General features: G+C 67.3%; 13 protein-coding genes and 2 rRNA genes. 12 read left to right on the forward strand and 3 right to left on the reverse strand.

The window, feature by feature from the left end; translation table 11 throughout:
* Positions 1 to 353: 353 nt before the first annotated feature.
* From RM788_RS39980 to RM788_RS39995, 4 genes are all read left to right on the forward strand, one after another.
* Positions 354 to 3,468: ribosomal RNA gene (locus RM788_RS39980) — 23S ribosomal RNA — on the forward strand.
* Positions 3,469 to 3,579: 111 nt separating this feature from the next.
* Positions 3,580 to 3,696: ribosomal RNA gene (rrf, locus tag RM788_RS39985) — 5S ribosomal RNA — on the forward strand.
* Positions 3,697 to 3,961: 265 nt separating this feature from the next.
* On the forward strand, positions 3,962 to 5,530 hold the full coding sequence (locus RM788_RS39990; protein ID WP_315925025.1) for a deoxyguanosinetriphosphate triphosphohydrolase family protein: 1,569 nt from the start codon (positions 3,962 to 3,964) through the stop codon (positions 5,528 to 5,530).
* Between the two features lie 220 nt (positions 5,531 to 5,750).
* Complete coding sequence (locus RM788_RS39995; protein WP_315925027.1) at positions 5,751 to 8,555, forward strand: S8 family serine peptidase; 2,805 nt, start codon at positions 5,751 to 5,753, stop codon at positions 8,553 to 8,555.
* 108 nt (positions 8,556 to 8,663) lie between these two features.
* Here RM788_RS39995 and RM788_RS40000 read toward each other — a convergent pair whose 3' ends face one another.
* Positions 8,664 to 9,641, reverse strand: a complete 978-nt coding sequence (locus tag RM788_RS40000) for a helix-turn-helix domain-containing protein (protein ID WP_315925029.1) — start codon at positions 9,639 to 9,641, stop codon at positions 8,664 to 8,666.
* 324 nt (positions 9,642 to 9,965) lie between these two features.
* Here RM788_RS40000 and RM788_RS40005 point away from each other — a divergent pair, with 324 nt between their 5' ends.
* Entirely contained in the window at positions 9,966 to 10,550 is a 585-nt protein-coding gene (locus tag RM788_RS40005) for a hypothetical protein (RefSeq protein WP_315925031.1), read from the forward strand.
* Positions 10,551 to 10,587: 37 nt separating this feature from the next.
* Positions 10,588 to 11,250 carry an acVLRF1 family peptidyl-tRNA hydrolase gene (locus tag RM788_RS40010; protein WP_315925033.1) on the forward strand — a complete coding sequence of 221 codons (663 nt, stop codon included), beginning with the start codon at positions 10,588 to 10,590 and terminating at the stop codon, positions 11,248 to 11,250.
* Between the two features lie 85 nt (positions 11,251 to 11,335).
* Here RM788_RS40010 and RM788_RS40015 read toward each other — a convergent pair whose 3' ends face one another.
* Positions 11,336 to 11,746: a hypothetical protein gene (locus RM788_RS40015; RefSeq protein WP_315925035.1), complete on the reverse strand. Its 411-nt coding sequence runs from the start codon at positions 11,744 to 11,746 to the stop codon at positions 11,336 to 11,338.
* Between the two features lie 38 nt (positions 11,747 to 11,784).
* Here RM788_RS40015 and RM788_RS40020 point away from each other — a divergent pair, with 38 nt between their 5' ends.
* The 3 genes from RM788_RS40020 (at position 11,785) to RM788_RS40030 (ending at position 14,103) form a co-directional block, all read left to right on the forward strand.
* Complete coding sequence (locus RM788_RS40020) at positions 11,785 to 12,309, forward strand: SigE family RNA polymerase sigma factor (RefSeq protein WP_315925037.1); 525 nt, start codon at positions 11,785 to 11,787, stop codon at positions 12,307 to 12,309.
* Positions 12,302 to 12,805 (forward strand): hypothetical protein, encoded by a 504-nt coding sequence (locus RM788_RS40025; protein WP_315925039.1) that lies wholly within the window; start codon positions 12,302 to 12,304, stop codon positions 12,803 to 12,805. The genes RM788_RS40020 and RM788_RS40025 overlap by 8 nt, the downstream gene beginning before the upstream one ends.
* 110 nt (positions 12,806 to 12,915) lie before the next feature.
* Complete coding sequence (locus RM788_RS40030; RefSeq protein ID WP_315925041.1) at positions 12,916 to 14,103, forward strand: cytochrome P450 family protein; 1,188 nt, start codon at positions 12,916 to 12,918, stop codon at positions 14,101 to 14,103.
* Between the two features lie 246 nt (positions 14,104 to 14,349).
* Here the strand turns inward: RM788_RS40030 and RM788_RS40035 are convergent, their stop codons facing one another.
* Positions 14,350 to 15,123, reverse strand: coding sequence for an SDR family oxidoreductase (locus tag RM788_RS40035; RefSeq protein WP_315925043.1), 774 nt, complete (start codon positions 15,121 to 15,123; stop codon positions 14,350 to 14,352).
* Between the two features lie 153 nt (positions 15,124 to 15,276).
* Between RM788_RS40035 and RM788_RS40040 the strand changes: the two genes are divergently transcribed.
* The 3 genes from RM788_RS40040 (at position 15,277) to RM788_RS40050 (ending at position 18,174) form a co-directional block, all read left to right on the forward strand.
* Complete coding sequence (locus RM788_RS40040; RefSeq protein WP_315925044.1) at positions 15,277 to 16,905, forward strand: ABC-F family ATP-binding cassette domain-containing protein; 1,629 nt, start codon at positions 15,277 to 15,279, stop codon at positions 16,903 to 16,905.
* 176 nt (positions 16,906 to 17,081) lie between these two features.
* Entirely contained in the window at positions 17,082 to 17,291 is a 210-nt protein-coding gene (locus RM788_RS40045) for a helix-turn-helix domain-containing protein (RefSeq protein ID WP_030473247.1), read from the forward strand.
* Between the two features lie 73 nt (positions 17,292 to 17,364).
* The gene (locus tag RM788_RS40050; protein WP_315925048.1) at positions 17,365 to 18,174 is read left to right on the forward strand and encodes an enoyl-CoA hydratase/isomerase family protein; all 810 of its coding nucleotides are present in this window, start codon (positions 17,365 to 17,367) and stop codon (positions 18,172 to 18,174) included.
* Positions 18,175 to 18,497: the final 323 nt, after the last annotated feature.

Genomic DNA, 18,497 nt, shown 5'->3' on the forward strand with positions numbered 1-18,497 from the left:
GTCTTGTGGGCACATGGTGCACACGGGATGGAGTCCATGCCAACGGCGTCCGATCGTTGGATGGGTTGCTCATAGATGTGGATGCTGGCTATATGCATTCGGCACGGTTGCTCCACGAGTTAGTACGGCTTGCTTGCAAGCATGGAAGGGTCGTGGGGGGATCGTCGCAAGTTTGTCGGCACGCTGTTGGGTCCTGAGAGAACACGCAAGTGTTTCGCTCAGTACGAGGAAATGATCCGGGTCTGCCCGGTCCCCGAACCAGCCAGGCGAAAGCCTGAGCACAGGCGGTGACAGTAGTGGGTGGATGTCCGTTCGTTCTTTGAGAACTGCACAGTGGATGCGAGCATCTTTGTAGACAAGTTTTTAAGGGCATACGGTGAATGCCTTGGCACCAGGAGCCGATGAAGGACGTAGGAGGCTGCGAAAAGCCTAGGGGAGCTGCCAACCGAGCTGAGATCCTAGGGTGTCCGAATGGGGAAACCCGGCCTCAGTCATGTGGGGTCACCCATACCTGAACACATAGGGTATGTGGAGGGAACGCGGGGAAGTGAAACATCTCAGTACCCGCAGGAAGAGAAAACAACCGTGATTCCGTGAGTAGTGGCGAGCGAAAGCGGATGAGGCTAAACCGGCTACGTGTGATACCCGGCAGGGGTTGCGTGGTCGGGGTCGTGGGACCTATCCGAATGTTCTGCCGGACGTTCAAGGAGTAAGAAAACACTGTGGTTAGCGGAACGTGTCTGGAAAGCACGAGCGTAGAGGGTGAGACTCCCGTACGCGAAAACCCGGTGTCTCCTGATGGTGTTCCCAAGTAGCAGCGTACTCGTGAAATTCGCTGTGAATCTGGCGGGACCACCCGCTAAGCCTAAATACTCCCTGGTGACCGATAGCGGACTAGTACCGTGAGGGAAAGGTGAAAAGTACCCCGGGAGGGGAGTGAAATAGTACCTGAAACCGTGTGCCTACAATCCGTCGGAGCCTTTCGGGGTGACGGCGTGCCTTTTGAAGAATGAGCCTGCGAGTTAGTGCTACGTGGCGAGGTTAACCCGTGTGGGGTAGCCGTAGCGAAAGCGAGTCCGAATAGGGCGTTCTTAGTCGCGTGGTCTAGACCCGAAGCGGAGTGATCTAGCCATGGCCAGGGTGAAGTACGGGTAAGACCGTGTGGAGGCCCGAACCCACCAGGGTTGAAAACCTGGGGGATGAGCTGTGGTTAGGGGTGAAAGGCCAATCAAACTCCGTGATAGCTGGTTCTCCCCGAAATGCATTTAGGTGCAGCGTCGCATGTTTCTCACCGGAGGTAGAGCACTGGATGGTCTAGGGGGCCCACAAGCTTACCGAAATCAACCAAACTCCGAATGCCGGTGAGTGAGAGTGCGGCAGTGAGACTGCGGGCGATAAGGTTCGTAGTCGAGAGGGAAACAGCCCAGAACACCAGCTAAGGCCCCTAAGTGTGTGCTAAGTGGGAAAGGATGTGGGGTCGCCCAGACAACCAGGAGGTTGGCTTAGAAGCAGCCACCCTTTAAAGAGTGCGTAATAGCTCACTGGTCAAGTGGTCCTGCGCCGACAATGTAGCGGGGCTCAAGCACACCGCCGAAGCTGTGTCATTCACACATATGATCCCAACGGACTTGATCCGTTGGCAGTCGTGTGGATGGGTAGGGGAGCGTCGTATAGCCAGTGAAGCGCCGGTGTGAACCAGGTGTGGAGGCTATGCGAGTGAGAATGCAGGCATGAGTAGCGAAAGGGGAGTGAGAAACTCCCCCGCCGGATGACCAAGGGTTCCTGGGCCAGGCTAATCCGCCCAGGGTAAGTCGGGACCTAAGGCGAGGCCGACAGGCGTAGTCGATGGACAACGGGTTGATATTCCCGTACCCGTGTGAACGCGCCCATGGCGAACCTTGTGATGCTAACCGCCCAAAGCTTGTCCACCGCCCTTCGGGGCATCGGGCAAGTGGAGCGCGGGACCCGAACTTGTAGTAGTCAAGCGATGGGGTGACGCAGGAGGGTAGCTCCGCCAGTGAGTGGTAGTACTGGTGTAAGCGTGTAGGCCGCAACATAGGCAAATCCGTGTTGCACATAAGGCTGAGACGTGATGCATAGCCGATTGAGGCGAAGTAGAGTGATCCCATGCTGCCGAGAAAAGCCTCTAGCGAGCTTTCACGCGGCCCGTACCCCAAACCGACACAGGTGGTCAGGTAGAGAATACCAAGGCGATCGGGCGAACTGTGGTTAAGGAACTCGGCAAAATCCCCCCGTAACTTCGGGAGAAGGGGGGCCGTAGCACTTGAAGCCTCTTGCAGGCTAGGGTGAGACGGCCGCAGAGACCAGCGAGAAGCGACTGTTTACTAAAAACACAGGTCCGTGCGAAGTCGCAAGACGATGTATACGGACTGACGCCTGCCCGGTGCTGGAACGTTAAGGGGACCGGTTAGTCCGCAAGGGCGAAGCTGAGAACTTAAGCGCCAGTAAACGGCGGTGGTAACTATAACCATCCTAAGGTAGCGAAATTCCTTGTCGGGTAAGTTCCGACCTGCACGAATGGCGTAACGACTTCTCGACTGTCTCAACCGCAGGCCCGGCGAAATTGCATTACGAGTAAAGATGCTCGTTACGCGCGGCAGGACGGAAAGACCCCGGGACCTTTACTATAGCTTGGTATTGGTGTTCGGTTCGGCTTGTGTAGGATAGGTGGGAGACTGTGAAGCGGCCACGCCAGTGGTTGTGGAGTCATCGTTGAAATACCACTCTGGTCGTACTGGATGTCTAACCTCGGTCCGTGATCCGGATCAGGGACAGTGCCTGGTGGGTAGTTTAACTGGGGCGGTTGCCTCCCAAAGGGTAACGGAGGCGCTCAAAGGTTCCCTCAGCCTGGTTGGCAATCAGGTGTCGAGTGCAAGTGCACAAGGGGGCTTGACTGTGAGACAGACATGTCGAGCAGGGACGAAAGTCGGAACTAGTGATCCGGCGCTGGCTGGTGGAAGCGGCGTCGCTCAACGGATAAAAGGTACCCCGGGGATAACAGGCTGATCTTGCCCAAGAGTCCATATCGACGGCATGGTTTGGCACCTCGATGTCGGCTCGTCGCATCCTGGGGCTGGAGTAGGTCCCAAGGGTTGGGCTGTTCGCCCATTAAAGCGGTACGCGAGCTGGGTTTAGAACGTCGTGAGACAGTTCGGTCCCTATCCGCCGCGCGCGTAGGATACTTGAGGAAGGCTGTCCCTAGTACGAGAGGACCGGGATGGACGAACCTCTGGTGTGCCAGTTGTCCTGCCAAGGGCACTGCTGGTTGGCTACGTTCGGAAGGGATAACCGCTGAAAGCATCTAAGCGGGAAGCCTGTTCCAAGATGAGGTATCCCACCCCTTTGAGGGTTAAGGCCCCCAGCTAGACCACTGGGTTGATAGGCCGGAGATGGAAGCCTAGTAATGGGTGGAGTTGACCGGTACTAATAGGCCGAGGACTTGTTTACGAAGACGCTACGCATCCACTGTGCGGTTCTGAAAGAACCGAACCGGACCACACGGTCCCACCAGCATGCTGGTTGGGGTTGTGTGCCTACGGGTTGGTAATTTCATAGTGTTTCCGCGGTCATGGCGGAGGGGAAACACCCGGTCCCATTCCGAACCCGGTAGTTAAGCCCTCCTGCGCCGATGGTACTGCACTGGTGACGGTGTGGGAGAGTAGGTCACCGCGGGACAATCATTCCCTCAGGGGGAGCACCACTGGTGCTCCCCCTGAGGGCTTTTCACGTTCGCGAGTCGAACCTCCAGGCACCCCGTGTCGAACACTCAGGCACCTCGTGTCGAACCTTCGGACACCTGAACCCCTCGTCCGGGACTGCGGAACAAGGAAAAAGGCCGGGCTGAGCAGGGGTCCCCCGTTCGTGAGGACCCCCCGATTCACAACCACTCAGGGGGTCCGACAGTTTTCGGGTGTCGGGGTGGGTCGTCTACCGTTTCGGCATGGAATGTGAACACCTCGACCCCCGAACGGTCCGGCGATCAGCAGGTACGGGTGGTGCGGCGGCGGACCTGGCGTCGAGTCCGTACCGGGTGGATCGGGATCGGGTGGCGAGTTCGCCGTTCTTCGCGAGGCTCGGTGGGGTGACGCAGGTCGTCAGTTCGACCGGGTCGGGGTTGTTGGTGCACAACCGGCTGACCCACAGCCTGAAGGTGGCGCAGGCGGCGAGGGCGATCGCGGAACGGCTTTGCGCGCGGCCAGAGCTGGTCGGGGTGCTGGAGAAGCTGGGCGGGTGCGATCCGGACGTGGTCGAGGCCGCCTCCCTGGCGCACGACCTGGGGCACCCGCCGTTCGGGCACCTCGGTGAACAGGTGCTGGACCGGATCGCGCGGCACCGGTTGGGGCTGGCCGACGGGTTCGAGGGGAACGCGCAGTCGTTCCGGATCATCACGACGACGGACGTCCGCGGGCCCGGCGGGTTGGGGTTGGACCTGACCGTGGCGGTGCGGGCGGCGATGCTGAAGTACCCGTGGACGCGGCTGTCGCACCCGAGGCCGCACCCGAAGGACATGGCGGCGCCACCGCGCGGTGCGGCCGAACCGTCGGACGCGCCGGGAACGGGTGCGGTGAAGTTCTCCGCCTACGTGACCGAACTCGAAGACCTGGCGCAGGCCCGCGCTCCCTACGAGGGTCGGGTCGAGGGTTGGCAGCAGACGGTCGAGGCGTCGGTGATGGACACCGCGGACGACATCGCCTACGCGATCCACGACCTGGAGGACTTCCACCGCGTCGGCGTGCTCCAGCACGCGACGGTCGCGGCGGAACTGGGAACGTGGCTCACCGAAGGCCTCGAACTCGCGGGGCTGTCGCGGGTGGACCTGATGGGGCAGCAACGCAGGCCGGGCCGGTCGCTGGAACTGCTCCGCCGTCGCCTGCACGCGAAGGACTCGTGGGCGGTCAGCGACGACGCGTTCACGGCGGCCGTGCTCAAGGTTCGGGCGGAGCTTGTGGACGGACTGCTGTCCGTGCCGTTCGACGGTTCGGTCGAGGCCGAACAGGCCGTCGCCGGGTTCTCCGCGCGCTGGACCCGCAGGCTCGTCGACGCCGTCGGCGTGCTGGAGGAGCCGACCACCCGCTCCGGGCACGTGGTGCTGGCCGTCGCGCAGTGGCACGAGGTGCAGGTGCTCAAGTTCGTGCACCGGCGGTTCGTCCTGCTGCGCCCCGATCTCGCCCTGCACCAGCGCGGCCAGGCCCGGCTCATCACCGCGCTGGTCGATGCCCTCGAGCAGTGGGTCACCGACCGGCACGAGTCCGACCGGCTTCCCCGCAGGCTGCACGACCTGGTGGAACTCGCCGAGACCGAGTACGCCGTGCTGGCCCGCACCGATCCGTCGGCCCTGATCGGCGCGACGGGCGAGGCGCCGACCGGCGCGGACGCCGTGCGCGGACTCGCCCGCGGCCGGGCCGTGGTGGACTTCGTCGCTTCCCTGACGGACAACCAGGCCGCCGCCCTTTTGGAAGCTTTGTCCGGACGCACCGGTCAGTTGTGGACGGACGCCTTCGTCCTTTGAGGCCACTCGCCGGTCGCTCTGCGTCCATTCGGGCGTGTGGACAACTGTCCATCGAGAACAAATGCTTTGTGAACGGTCAACTCTTGGTGCCCCGCCTGGTGAGACGTCCTCCAAACGGACGCTGACGGTGTTCAGCCGAGCACAATACGTTGGCGCGGCCGGTTCGATCCGGCTCTCAGTCCGCGTGCGTCGGGGCACGCTCAATTCGGGGGAGACGCCTGTGCGCTCACCGCTGCACCGTTCACGAAGAAAATCCCTGGTCGCCGCCGGAACGGCGCTGTTGCTGGCGACGCTTGGCTCCATCACCCCGGTGACGGCCGCTCCGGCCAAGCCGGGCAAGGACGTCTCGGACACGACCGCGAAGCAGATCTCCGCTCTGCAGGACATCAAGAAGTCCCTCACCAAGGCCGAGTCCAAAGTGGACAGCGCCCTGGTCGTCGAGCAGCGCAAGCGCTCGTCGGTCAGCACCGCGTCCAAGCTCCCGGACCTGAAGACCGGTGTCGAGGTCCAGAGCGGTGACACCGTCCTGGTCGACATCCGGGCCGAGAAGGTCGGCGACGAGCTGCTGAACGCCATCCGCGGCGGCGGGGGTGGCATCCGTTCGTTCTCCGTCGACGGCGGCACGGTGCGGGCGCAGGTCCCGCTGGCCTCGATCGGCGCCATCGCCGGTCGTGACGACGTCCGGAAGGTCGAAGCGGCCGTGGGCGCGATCACCGCGCACATCGAGCCGTCCGACGTGTCCAAGACGAAGAAGCCCCGCGCGGAGCTGTCCAAGGAGGCGAGGGCCAAGCAGATCGAGGCCCAGACCCGCCAGGCGCTCATCACCGTGCAGGCGACGAAGACCGCGGAGAGCGACCGCGCCCACGCGGCCGACACCGCTCGCGGCCAGTTCCACGTCACCGGCACCGGCGTGAAGCTCTGCGCCCTGTCCGACGGCGTGAGCTCGCTGGCGACCTCGCAGGCCTCGGGCGAGCTGCCCGCGGTCGACGTGCTCACCGGTCAGGCGGGTTCCGGCGACGAGGGCACCGCGATGCTGGAGATCCTCCACGACCTCGCGCCCAACGCCGCGCTCGGCTTCGCCACGGCGTTCAACGGCGACGCCAGCTTCGCCGACAACATCAAGGCCCTGCGCTTCCAGCTCGGCTGCGACGTCATCGTCGACGACGTCCTCTACTTCAACGAGTCCCCGTTCCAGGACGGCATCATCGCGCGCGCTGTCGACGCGGTGAACGCCGACGGCGCGGTGTACTTCTCCTCCGCCGGCAACGAGGGCAACGTCGCGGAAGGCACCTCCGGTCACTGGGAGGGCAACTTCGTCGACTCCGGCGTCGGCATCGGCCGCTTCGCGGGCACGGCCCACGACTTCGACCCGAACCCCGCCGCCAAGCAGGTGTTCGACCCGCTGTCGGCCAACTCGGGCGGCGTGCCGGTCACGCTCTTCTGGAACGACCCGCTGGGCCAGTCCTCCAACGACTACGACCTCTACCTGACCAACGCGCAGGGTGCGGTCGTGGCGTTCAGCCAGAACCCCCAGGAGGGCACGCAGGACCCGTACGAGCGGGTCAACACCACCACCGGTGGTCTGCGCCTGTCCGTCGTCAAGTTCCGCGGTGAGGACCGCTACATCGCGCTCTCCGCGCTGGGCGGCCGCTTCGCGGACTCCGCCGACGGCCTCAAGAAGTTCGTCACCCCCGGCGTGACCCGCGGTCACTCCGCCGCGAACGGCGCCATCAGCGTCGCCGCGGCCCCGGCCGCCGCCGCGCTGCCCTTCGACCTGGAGCCCGGTGACCCGGCGAACCCGAAGGGTCCGTACCCCGGCACCTTCAGCTCCGCGTCCAAGCTCGAGCGCTTCACCTCCGACGGCCCGCGCAAGGTGTTCTTCAAGGCCGACGGCACCCCGCTGACCGAGACCCGGCAGAAGCCGGACATCACCGCGGCCGACGGCGTGACCACGAGCGTCTCCGGCTTCAACCCGTTCTTCGGCACGTCGGCCGCCGCGCCGAACGCCGCGGCCATCGCGGGTCTGATCCTGTCGGGCAACCCGACGCTCACCCCGGCCGAGGTCAAGGAAGCCCTCACCGCCACGGCGATCGACATCGCCGAGCCCGGCACCGACAACCGCTCCGGCGTCGGCGTCGTGCTGGCCGACCGGGCGCTGTCCTACACCGGTGCGAGCCCGCAGGCCCTCGCCACGGCGCAGAAGCCGACCATCGTCAACGACGCCGACGGCAGCCAGTACCTGAAGCCGGGTACGACGGCCACCGTCACGCTGCCGGTCACCAACTCCGGTGACGGCACCGCGGCGTCCACCAGCGTCGTGCTGACCACGCCCACCGCGGGTGTGACGATCGCGCCGAGGTCCAAGTCCTACGGCAACATCGAGGTCGGCCAGACCGTCACCAACACGTTCAAGGTGACCGTCCCCGCCACGTTCGTGCCCGGTGACCAGGTCAAGCTGGACGCGAAGGTCACGTTCTCGGGTTCCACCTCGCCCACGGCCGCCTCGTTCCAGCTGGGTGTCGGCGAGCCTTCCCGTGACATCAAGAACTTCGCCTACGCCGGTGCTCCCGTCGCCATCCCGGACAACAGCACCGTCGGCGCCAGCATCGCGATCCCGGTGACCGGCATCGGCCGGGCGTCGAAGGTGACGTTCTCGGTCGACGGCGACACGTGCTCGACCGCGGACGCGGCGACCACGGTCGGCATCGACCACACGTTCGTCGGTGACCTGGTCGGCACCCTGACCTCGCCGTCGGGCGCCAGCGCCACGCTGTTCTCGCGTTCCGGCGGGGCGGGCAACAACCTGTGCAAGGTCGTCTTCGACGACGCCGCGGCCACTTCCTTCAGCACGGTGACCTCGGCGCAGGCGCCGTTCACCGGCTCCTGGAAGCCCGCCGCGTCGACGCTGGGCGCCCTGATCAACGGTTCGGCCGACGGCACCTGGACGTTCAAGGTGACCGACTCCGCGGGTACCGACACCGGCTCCGTGCGGGCCGTGTCGCTGCACCTCGCGGGTTACGTGTAACCACTGGTCGAGGTGCCCCGCGGTCTCGTGCCGCGGGGCACCCCACCCGGTGGAGCACAACGAAAAGGGCCCCCGCCACGTCGGCGGGGGCCCTTTTCGGCTTCACGTCTACTTGGGCCATTCCCAGCGGACGCCGAACACGCCGGGACCGAAGCCCAGCGCCACGGCGTGCACGCCACCGGCGTTGTCGAGCGTCAGGTTGCGGCGACGCGACGGCGTCTCGTCACCGGCGGGCAGGCTGTACTGCTGGCAGCGCGCGGGCAGGTTCGACTGGTCGAACCGGACCTCGATCACGTACTCGCGCACGGGCAGTCGGAACTTGCGCGCGAAGGTGTTGTTGCCCGCGGGGTAGTGCCCCTCGGGGAAGACCAGTTCGTACTCCATGATGATCGTCTCGCCCCTGGCCAGGGGGCGGTCGAACATCATCTCGGCGACCATGATGTTGGCGTCGGTGTCCTCGGCGACCCGGCCCAGGTGGCAGTTGCGGAGGTTCGCGACCTCCGGCAGCACATCCGATTCCTCGGTCTCGAACACCAGCGCCCAGCGGTCTGGGCCGTCCTGCTCGGCACGCAGGATCTGCCTCACCCAGATGGAGCGCTGACCGCCGTCCGCGGCGATGTCGATGCGATCGTGCTGGCTGATCCGCCCGAGCTTGACGTCGGACGTCGTGTCCACCTTGGTGAGCAGGTCGGCGACCCGTTCACGGCGCGCCCAGAGGGCGTCGATGGGCATCATCGTGGTGGGGCGGCAACGTCGCCCGCGTGGACGGGGTGGCCCGAGCAGGGCGGACAGGCCCGCTTGCGGGACACCCAGGACGGACTCGAGGTGCCGGAGCGCCTCCAGCGACTCGGGTCGTTCAGGGCGGCGTCGGCCCGATTGCCAGTAGCTGAGCGTCGCGACGCTGATCGTGACACCGCGCAGACCCAGTCGGTGCTGGATGCGGTCCAGGCTGAGCCGACTCGCTTTGATCGCGGCTCTCAGGGCCTCGGGAAACGGTCCCGTGGTCAGGAGCTGCGCCAGACTGCCGTGGCCCGTCGAATCGATGTCTTCGACGGACAGAGTAGGTCGACCGGCAGCGTTGGTCATGGTGACTCCCCGCTGTCATTAGATCACGCCCAAGTGACCCTACCCGCCAACGATGGGTGTTGGTGGCGACCGGATGGAGTCAATGGTTGGTCCGTACGGGTCACACGTTCGAGCTGTTGACACCTATCTGTCAAGTGGTGATCGTCGGTACTTCGCCTGATGTGAACCCGCCGGTAACATTGTGCACGAGGCACTGGATGCGTGGTACAAGCCCCTTCGGTGTCGGTTGTGCCGTCGTGGTGGTCCGGTCCTACCGGTTCCGGGCCACCATCGATCGGCCACCGTGTTGGCGACCCCCGAACGGGTGGCTCTACTGTGTTCCCGGTGACCGCTGGCCAGGATTACGTCCCCGGACAAGGCGAGCCGGACGACGTGCTCGTCGAGGTCGCGCGTGCGGTGCTCGGCCCTGGTGAGCACCGCGTCATCGACCTCATCGACATCTCGCGCCAGCCGTACGGGCGAGTGGTCGACGTGGTCCGCGCCAGCGACGACCTGGTGCCCCGGCTGGCCCACGAGAACGCGTTGAGCCAGGCGTTCCTGCTGGCCCGCAAGTGCCTTCGGCCCGGTGGGCTGCTGGTGGTCGCGGTGCCCGAACTGGACCGGCTGAGCAGGCTCCGCCCGATCACCGCGCCGCCCAAGGTGCTCGGCCGCGGCGAGAGCCGCCAGGTGACCGTGCAGCTGTGGGACTGGTCGAACGACGGCGAGTCCTACGAGCTGGAAGTGGTGCAGCTGGAGCGCTCGCTCGGCGCCTGGCTGATCGCGTCCTCGGTCGCGACCCGGCACCGCGTGCTCACGCCCGAGCAGATGGCCGAGCAGTTCGCGCTCGCCGGTTTCGGCGCCGTGCAGCGGCTGTCGCCGGGGGAGAGCGGACATCCGTTCCCCGTGTGGGTGGCCGTCGCACCCGCCTAGGGGCGATCATCAGGCGCATGCGCCCCGCGAGCAGTCCGTGAGCCGAACCCGCGAGGTGCCCGGCGGCGGGCTGGCCGTCGAGGTCGAGCCCGAACGGCTGGCCGGGTGGTTCGACCGGTTCGCCGAACGCCACGGCGGTGTCGCGCGCACGGTGGTCGTCGCCGACCACGTGCGCGTCGAGGCGGCCGACGGCACGCGGGCCGAGGTGGACGTGCCGTTCGGGCCGCTGGCCGACGTGGGGGAGTGGCCGCGCCTGGCGGTCGACGGGCTGGTCGCGCACGCGCTCGTCCCGCGGCGGATCGGTCTGCTGCTGGTGCGGCTCGGCGGGCACAGCGTCGGGATCGCGCTCGACGGCGTGGTGGAGGTGTCCACCACCGACAGCCGCCAGGTGCACGGGCGCAACAAGGCGGGCGGGTGGTCGCAGCACCGGTTCGCGCGCCGCCGCGAGGGGCAGGCGCGGGTCGCGCTGCGGGCCGCCGCCGCCGACGCCGTCCGGGTGCTGGCGTCGCGGGTGGACGAACTCGACGCCGTCGTGCTCGGCGGTGACCGGCAGGCGTTGGACGTGCTGCGCGACGACCGCGCCCTCGCCGGGGTGTTCGCCAAGGCGGGGGAGCGGGTGCTCGACGTCGCCGAACCGCGCCGGGCCGTGCTCGACGAGGCCGCCGAACGGGCCCGCGCCGTCGAGGTCGTCGTGCGGTGAGGGCTATGGGGAAAGTCGGTGCAACCGATGCGCGGGCCCACCGCATTAAGGGGGGTGAGGGCGGTGATCGACCGCCCGCCGAACCCTAGGAGCAGCAAGTGCGCAAACGTCTTGTTCTGGTGGCCGGTGCCGTGGCGCTCGGCGGGATCGGCATCGCCATCCCGGCCATCGCGCTCGCTTCGGGTGGAGGCTCCGAACCCGTCCCGGTGACGACGACCAGGCCCGCGCCGGTCTCGGTGACGACGACCAGGTCCGCTCCGGTCGTGGTGTCGACGACCCGGCCCGGCACCTCGGCGCCGGAGTCGCCCAGGCCCACGACGACCACGCAGGGGACCACGGAGCCGCAGACGTCGCCGCCCGCGACCACGACGACCGCGCCGGCGTCGGGTCGGCCGGAGACCTCGCCGCCCAGGACCTCGCCGGCGTCGGCCCGGCCGGAAACGTCCCCGCCCGCCACCACGAGGACCACGGAGCCCGCCGCCCCGACCCCCACCACGGCGACCACCCAGCGCTGAGCAGGAGAGCACCGCACGCGTGACCGACCCGAGTTGGAACGCCGAGTTCACCCGGCACTTCGACCGCACCGCCGATTCGATGCGCTTCACGGCCTACCTGCTGTGCGGCAGCTGGCACGAGGCCGAGGACGTGGTGCAGGCGGCTTTCCTCAAGCTGTACCTGGCGGGCCCCAAGATGGCCGACCGGGCGGGCTTGGGCGCCTACACCCGGAAGATCGTGGTGCGCACCTTCCTCGCCGAGCGCAGGCGGATGCGGTGGCGACGGGAACGGCTGACGGACGCGCCGCCGGAGATGCCCGGCGGTGGTGAGCACATCGAGGACCGGCTCGTGCTGTGGCAGGCGATGTCGGTGCTCGGTGCGCGTCAACGTGCTGTGCTGGTGCTGCGCTTCTGGCACGACCTGAGCGTCGAGGAAACCGCCTCGGCGCTCGGGTGCACCACCGGGACGGTCAAGAGCCAGAGCGCCCGAGGCCTGGCGACGCTCCGCCAGCGCCTCGGCCCCCAGTACGCCGATCTGTGGTTGGAGGTGTCTCGCCGTGAGTGAGGACGACCTGAAGGGCACCTTCGAACAGCTGCACCGGGCCCCCATGCCGGTGCGGTCCCTCACCGCGGACGACATCATCAGGGGTGGCGAGGCGGTGCGCAGGCGCCGCCGCACAATGGCCGTCGTGGGCAGCGGCGTCGGCACGACCGCGGTCGTGGCGGTCGCACTGGTGGTGCTGGTCATCAGACCGGGCTCCGCTCCCACCGCACCGGTGCAGCCCGCCGGTCCGTCGGTCGGCACGTCGGCGCCGCGAACGGCCGTGACCACCACACCCGCCTCACCGATGACGAGCCCGCCCGCCCTGACCCCGGACTCGACGCTCACCACGGTGCCGATGCCGTCGACCACCCGCGAGATCCCGCCGGGGACGACGACCACGCACCAATCCGCCTCCCCACCACCCGTCCCCTCGACCGGTTCCACGGAACAGACCACGAGCCCATCGGTCACGACCACGGTCACCTCCAAGGACGGGATCTCCTCGACGACCAGGTGAAGCCCAGGGGTCCTCGTGGCGCTTTGCCGCATGCCCGCATTTCAGATACATTCACCATCCAGATGATCTAACCATCTGAAATGACGCCACGATACACGCCGGGAGAACCCATGACCACCGTTCCCGAGATCGACCTCGCCGACCCGGAGGTCGTCCGCGACCCGTTCACCACCTACGGGCGCGTCCGGGAAATCGCGCCACTGGCCAGGATCGCGATCCCCGGCATGGCTCCGCTCTGGGCGCTGACCAGGCACGAAGACGCCAAGACCATGCTCACCGACCCCCGGTTCGTCATCAACTCCGACAGCTTCATCCGCCCTCCGGGCATCCCCGAGCACTGCCTGGAGTACATGCGGACCATGTCCGAACTGGACGGCCCCGAACACGCCCGACTGCGCAAGCTGGTGTCCCCGGCCTTCACCGCCCGCCGCGCCGCCGACTTCCGCCCCCGGATCGAGTCCATCGTCGAATCACTGCTGGACGACCTGCCGAACCACGTCGAGAACGGCTCCGTCGACCTGCTGCGCCACTTCGCCTGGCTCGTCCCCGTCGACGTCATCTGCGAACTCGTCGGCATCCCCACCGAAGACCGCCCGGCCTGGCGCACCCACGCCGCCAACATCGCCGCCGGCTACGGCCCCGGCTTCGCCGACGCCGTCCCCGCCATCATGGCCGGCGCCAAAGCCGCCGTGGCAAGCCGCCGCGCCAACCCGGACGGCGACCTCCTCTCCGACCTCGTCCGCATCCAGGACGAAGAGGGTGACCGCCTGAGCGAAACCGAACTCGTCACCCTCGTCTGGCACCTCGTCCTGGCAGGCCAAACCCCCGCCAACCTCATCCCCAACGCCGTCCAGGTCCTCCACTCGCACCCCGAGCAGTTGGCCGCACTCCGAGCCGACGCGTCACTACTCCCCCGCGCCGTGGACGAGGTCATCCGCTTCTCCGGCCCCGCCCTGCTCTCGATCCCGCGCTACGCGACCGAAGACGTGGAACTCCACGGCACCCTGATCCACAAGGGCGACGCCATCTCGGCAGTCGTCGCCTCCACCAACCACGACCCCCGCACCCACACCACCCCGACCGCCTTCGACATCACCCGCCCCACCGCCGCCACCCACCTCGGCTTCGGCCACGGCCCCCACTTCTGCCTGGGCGCATCGCTGGCGAAAGCGCAAACCGAGGTAGCCCTCTCCGCCCTCTGGCACCGCTTCCCCGCCCTAGCCCTGGCCACTCCGGCAGAAGACCGCGCCCCCGACCCCGGCACCTGGCGCCTCACCTCACTCCGCGCCACCCTCTAGCCCCACCAAAACCGGCAGGCCGCCAGTCGGCGCAGCCGATGCCCGAGTCAGGCGAAGCCTGATCGCCTTCGGCGAAGCCAGTCCTACCCCTGCCCCCGATACACAGCGCCCTCCTGCACTGCCCTTGTTTGTCAAGACATCTTTCCCGTCTTGACAAACAAGGGCAGTGCATTGAGACAATTGCGCGCACGGGGGCCGGGCTTCGTGCGGTGGGCCACAACGCACGGGGGCTTCCTCAAACCCAACTCACCCTAACGTCCCAGTAGCCAACAACCCCCCATCCACCCGAACCGTCTCCCCACTGATCCACCCGGCCTCATCCGAAGCCAAGAACGCCACCAACCGAGCCACGTCCTCCGGCGTCCCCAACCTCTTCATCGGATACTGCCCCGCCGCCTCCTCCTCCCTCCCTGAATACAAAGCCTCCGCGAACTTCGTCTTCACCACCGCCGGCGCCACCGCGTTCACCCGCACCTTCGGCCCCAACTGCCACGCCAACTCCTCCGTCAACCGGATCAGCGCCGCCTTGCTCGCCCCGTACGCCGCGATCGCCCCGGTAGACCGGATCCCGCCCACCGAGGCGATGTTCACCACCGCCCCGCCGTGCTCGGCCATCCACCCCTTCCACACCAGCTGCACGAACCCCAACGCCGCCACCACGTTCACGTCGAAGATCTTCCGCACGGCCCCCAGGTCCGCGTCCATCAGCGGCCCGAAGATCGGGTTGATCCCGGTGTTGTTGACCAGCACGTCGATCCGCCCGAACCGCTCCAGCACCGCGTCCACCGCCGCCGCGCGCTCCTCGTCCTTCCCGGCGTTGCTGGCCAGGGCCAGGACCCGGTCGGCGGGCACGTCCGCCTCCTCCGCGAGCCGCCGCCCGGCCTCCTCGATCGTGTCGGTCCTGCGCCCGGTGATCGCGACCGACGCCCCGCGCGCCAGCAGTTCCCGCGCGATCCCGAATCCGATTCCCCTGCTCGCGCCCGTGACCAGCGCGGTCTTCCCTGCGAACGTCTCCGTCATGCGCCCGAATGTATGCCGGTGCCCACATGTGGCCAATCGGGTAGCGCAAAGCCCGTAGACTGGTGGGGTGGTCATCCTGATCGAGTAGGTCCAGCGCGTGTTCCTCCGCCGACCCCTCAGTTCCGCATGGCCGTACATACCTGGAGTTCCGCTGTGATCACAGCTACCAACATCGAGTTGCGCGCGGGTTCGCGCATCCTCTTGTCGGAGACCAACCTCCGCGTGCAGGCAGGCGACCGCATCGGTCTCGTCGGCCGCAACGGCGCGGGCAAGACGACGTCGTTGCGCGTGCTGGCGGGCGAGGGTCTGCCCTACGGCGGCGACGTGCGGCGCACCGGCGAACTCGGCTACCTGCCGCAGGATCCGCGCGAGGGCGACCTGTCGGTGATCGCGAAGGACCGCGTGCTGTCCGCCCGCGGCCTGGACCAGATCCTGCGGGACATGGAGAAGACGCAGTCCGCGATGGCGGAGCTGGTCGACCCCAAGCAGCTGGACAAGGCGGTCGAGCGCTACGGCAAGCTGGAGGACAGGTTCTCCTCGCTCGGCGGGTACGCCGCCGAGAGCGAGGCCGCCCGCATCTGCGCGAACCTCGGTCTGGCGGACCGGATCCTGGCGCAGCCGCTGAGCACGCTGTCCGGTGGCCAGCGCCGCCGCGTCGAGCTGGCGCGCATCCTGTTCGCCGCCTCCGAGGCCGGTGTCGGCGCGAAGTCCAGCACGATCCTGCTGATCGACGAGCCCACGAACCACCTCGACGCCGACTCGATCTCCTGGCTGCGCGGCTTCCTCAAGTCGCACGAGGGCGGTCTGGTCGTGATCAGCCACGACGTGGAGCTGCTCGAGGACGTCGTGAACAAGGTCTGGTTCCTCGACGCCACCCGCGGCGAGGTCGACCTGTACAACATGGGCTGGAAGAAGTACCTCGAGGCGCGCGCCGCGGACGAGAAGCGCCGCCGCCGCGAGCGCGCGAACGCCGAGAAGAAGGCGGGCGTGCTGTTCGCCCAGGCCGACAAGATGCGCGCGAAGGCCACGAAGGCCGTCGCCGCGCAGAACATGGCCAAGCGCGCCGAGAAGATGCTCGCGGGCCTGGACGAGACCCGCGTGGCGGACAAGGTCGCGAAGATCCGCTTCCCGGAGCCCGCGACCTGCGGCAAGACCCCGCTGATGGCGGAGGGGCTGAGCAAGTCCTACGGGTCGCTGGAGATCTTCACCGGCGTCGACCTGGCCATCGACAAGGGTTCTCGGGTCGTGATCCTGGGCCTGAACGGCGCGGGCAAGACGACCCTGCTGCGCCTGCTCGGCCAGATGGAGCGCCCCGACGCGGGTTCGCTGATCCCCGGCCACGGCCTGAAGGTCGGCTACTTCGCGCAGGAGCACGAGACCCTGGACCACGACGCCAGCGTGTGGGAGAACATCCGCCACGCGGCACCGGACACCCAGGAGCAGCAGCTCAGGCAGTTGCTGGGCACGTTCCTGTTCAGCGGCGAGCAGTTGGACCAGCTCGCGGGCACCCTTTCGGGTGGCGAGAAGACCAGGCTGGCGCTGGCGGGCCTCGTGTCGAGCGCGGCGAACGTGCTGCTCCTCGACGAACCGACGAACAACCTGGACCCGGCCAGCCGCGAGCAGGTGCTCGACGCGCTGCGCCGCTACCAGGGCGCCGTCGTCCTGGTCACCCACGACCCCGGAGCGGTCGAGGCGCTTGAGCCCGAGCGGGTGATCCTTCTCCCCGACGGAACCGAGGACCACTGGTCCGCGGACTACCTGGAACTCGTGCAGTTGGCCTGAGGCAACGGAAACAGCCCGTTTCCGCGAGCGTGACCGGCAGTCGACTGTCCGTGATCATCCGATCACGGACAGATCATTTTGCATGATCGCCTGGCGTTCTGGTCCGTCGTGTTCGATCATTGCGACGACAGGGGCCCGAAAGCGGCCCGACCTGCTCGGACGGAAGGCGGGACATGGTGGCTGACCTGAAGAAGGGCGCCCGGATCACCGGCGCCACACGGGACAAGCTGGCCGCTGACCTGAAGAAGAAGTACGAAAAGGGCGCGAGCATCCGGGCGTTGGCTGAGTCCACCGGGCGCTCCTATGGCTTCGTCCACCGGGTTCTGTCCGAGTCCGGTGTGACGCTGCGCGGTCGCGGTGGCGCCACCCGCACGAAGAAGAAGTAGAAGAAGTAAGCTACCCTCCGGTAACAACAGGCGCCGAACAGCGGCGGCGCCGACCGGCCTCGGAGGTTCCAGCATGTCGGCTACGCCCATCGACGCCGACGTGTTGGAACGCGGCGGTGTGCGGCTCGTCGTGGACGGGCCGCGCGCGACCGTCACCCTCGACCGCCCCGATGTGCTCAACGCGCAGACGCCCTCCACCTGGCAGGCGTTGCGGGCGATCGGCGAAGGCCTGGACCCGGACGTCCTCGTGGTGGTCGTCCGGGGTTCTGGTCGAGCGTTCTCGGCAGGCCTGGACCGCCGCATGTTCTCCGGTGGCGTACCAGGCGAACCGGGCTTGACGGACATCCTCCGCCAGGGCCCGGAACAGGGTGATGCCCAAATCGCGGAGTTCCAGCACGGCTTCACCTGGCTGCGCGACCCCAAACGGGTGACCATCGCCGCCGTGGCGGGCCACGCCATCGGTGCCGGTTTCCAACTGGCCCTGGCCTGCGACTTCCGCGTCATCGCCGACGACACCAAGTTCTCCATGGCCGAAACCACCCTCGGCCTGGTCCCCGACCTGGGCGGCACCCTCCCCCTGGTCCGCCTCGTCGGCTACGCCCGCGCCGCCGAACTCTGCGTGACCGGCCGCCGCGTAGAGGCCGAAGAAGCCCTCCGCGTCGGCCTCGCGAACCACGTCGTGCCACTAGCCGACCTCGACACCGCAGTGGACGACCTGGTCGCCCAGGTCCTCCGCCCCCTGCCCGGCGCCGTACGCGAAACCCTGGCCCTCATCGCCGCCGCCGCGGACGGCACCACAGCAGAAGAACAGCTGGCCCTCGAACGCGCCGCACAACTCCGCCGCCTCGGCGAACTGGCAGCACTGGCAGGCCAGTCCGCCTAACCCGAAACGGGTTAAGCCACAACGCCCCAGCCCCGTCTAGCCAAGCAAACCGGCTGATCACCCAGGGAACCGAGCAACCGGCTGATTGCCCACCTAGCCGGGCAAACCGGCCATCGCCCCTGGAACCGAGCGCGCCCGCACCTGGTGCGGCCGATTTGACTTGGGGTTTTTGGCCCTGCACTCGCTCAGCGGGCAGGCTTTTCACCCCTGCCCCTTTTGGGCCCGCAGGGCCAAAAAGAGGGGCCCCAAGTCAAATCGGCCGCACCCGGAGATTCTGGGCACCGATGACCGGTTTTGAGGGATCAGCCCCACAGGCCCAGCAA

This window comes from Umezawaea sp. Da 62-37 (genome assembly GCF_032460545.1).
GTDB lineage: Bacteria > Actinomycetota > Actinomycetes > Mycobacteriales > Pseudonocardiaceae > Umezawaea.

Excerpts from the sequence above, each read along its gene's own strand:
- RM788_RS39990 (WP_315925025.1), top strand. The coding sequence starts at position 3,962 with ATGGAATGTGAACACCTCGACCCCCGAACGGTCCGGCGATCAGCAGGT.
- RM788_RS40035 (WP_315925043.1), bottom strand. The coding sequence starts at position 15,123 with ATGACGGAGACGTTCGCAGGGAAGACCGCGCTGGTCACGGGCGCGAGC.
- RM788_RS40030 (WP_315925041.1), top strand. The coding sequence starts at position 12,916 with ATGACCACCGTTCCCGAGATCGACCTCGCCGACCCGGAGGTCGTCCGC.
- RM788_RS40050 (WP_315925048.1), top strand. The coding sequence starts at position 17,365 with ATGTCGGCTACGCCCATCGACGCCGACGTGTTGGAACGCGGCGGTGTG.
- RM788_RS40000 (WP_315925029.1), bottom strand. The coding sequence starts at position 9,641 with ATGACCAACGCTGCCGGTCGACCTACTCTGTCCGTCGAAGACATCGAT.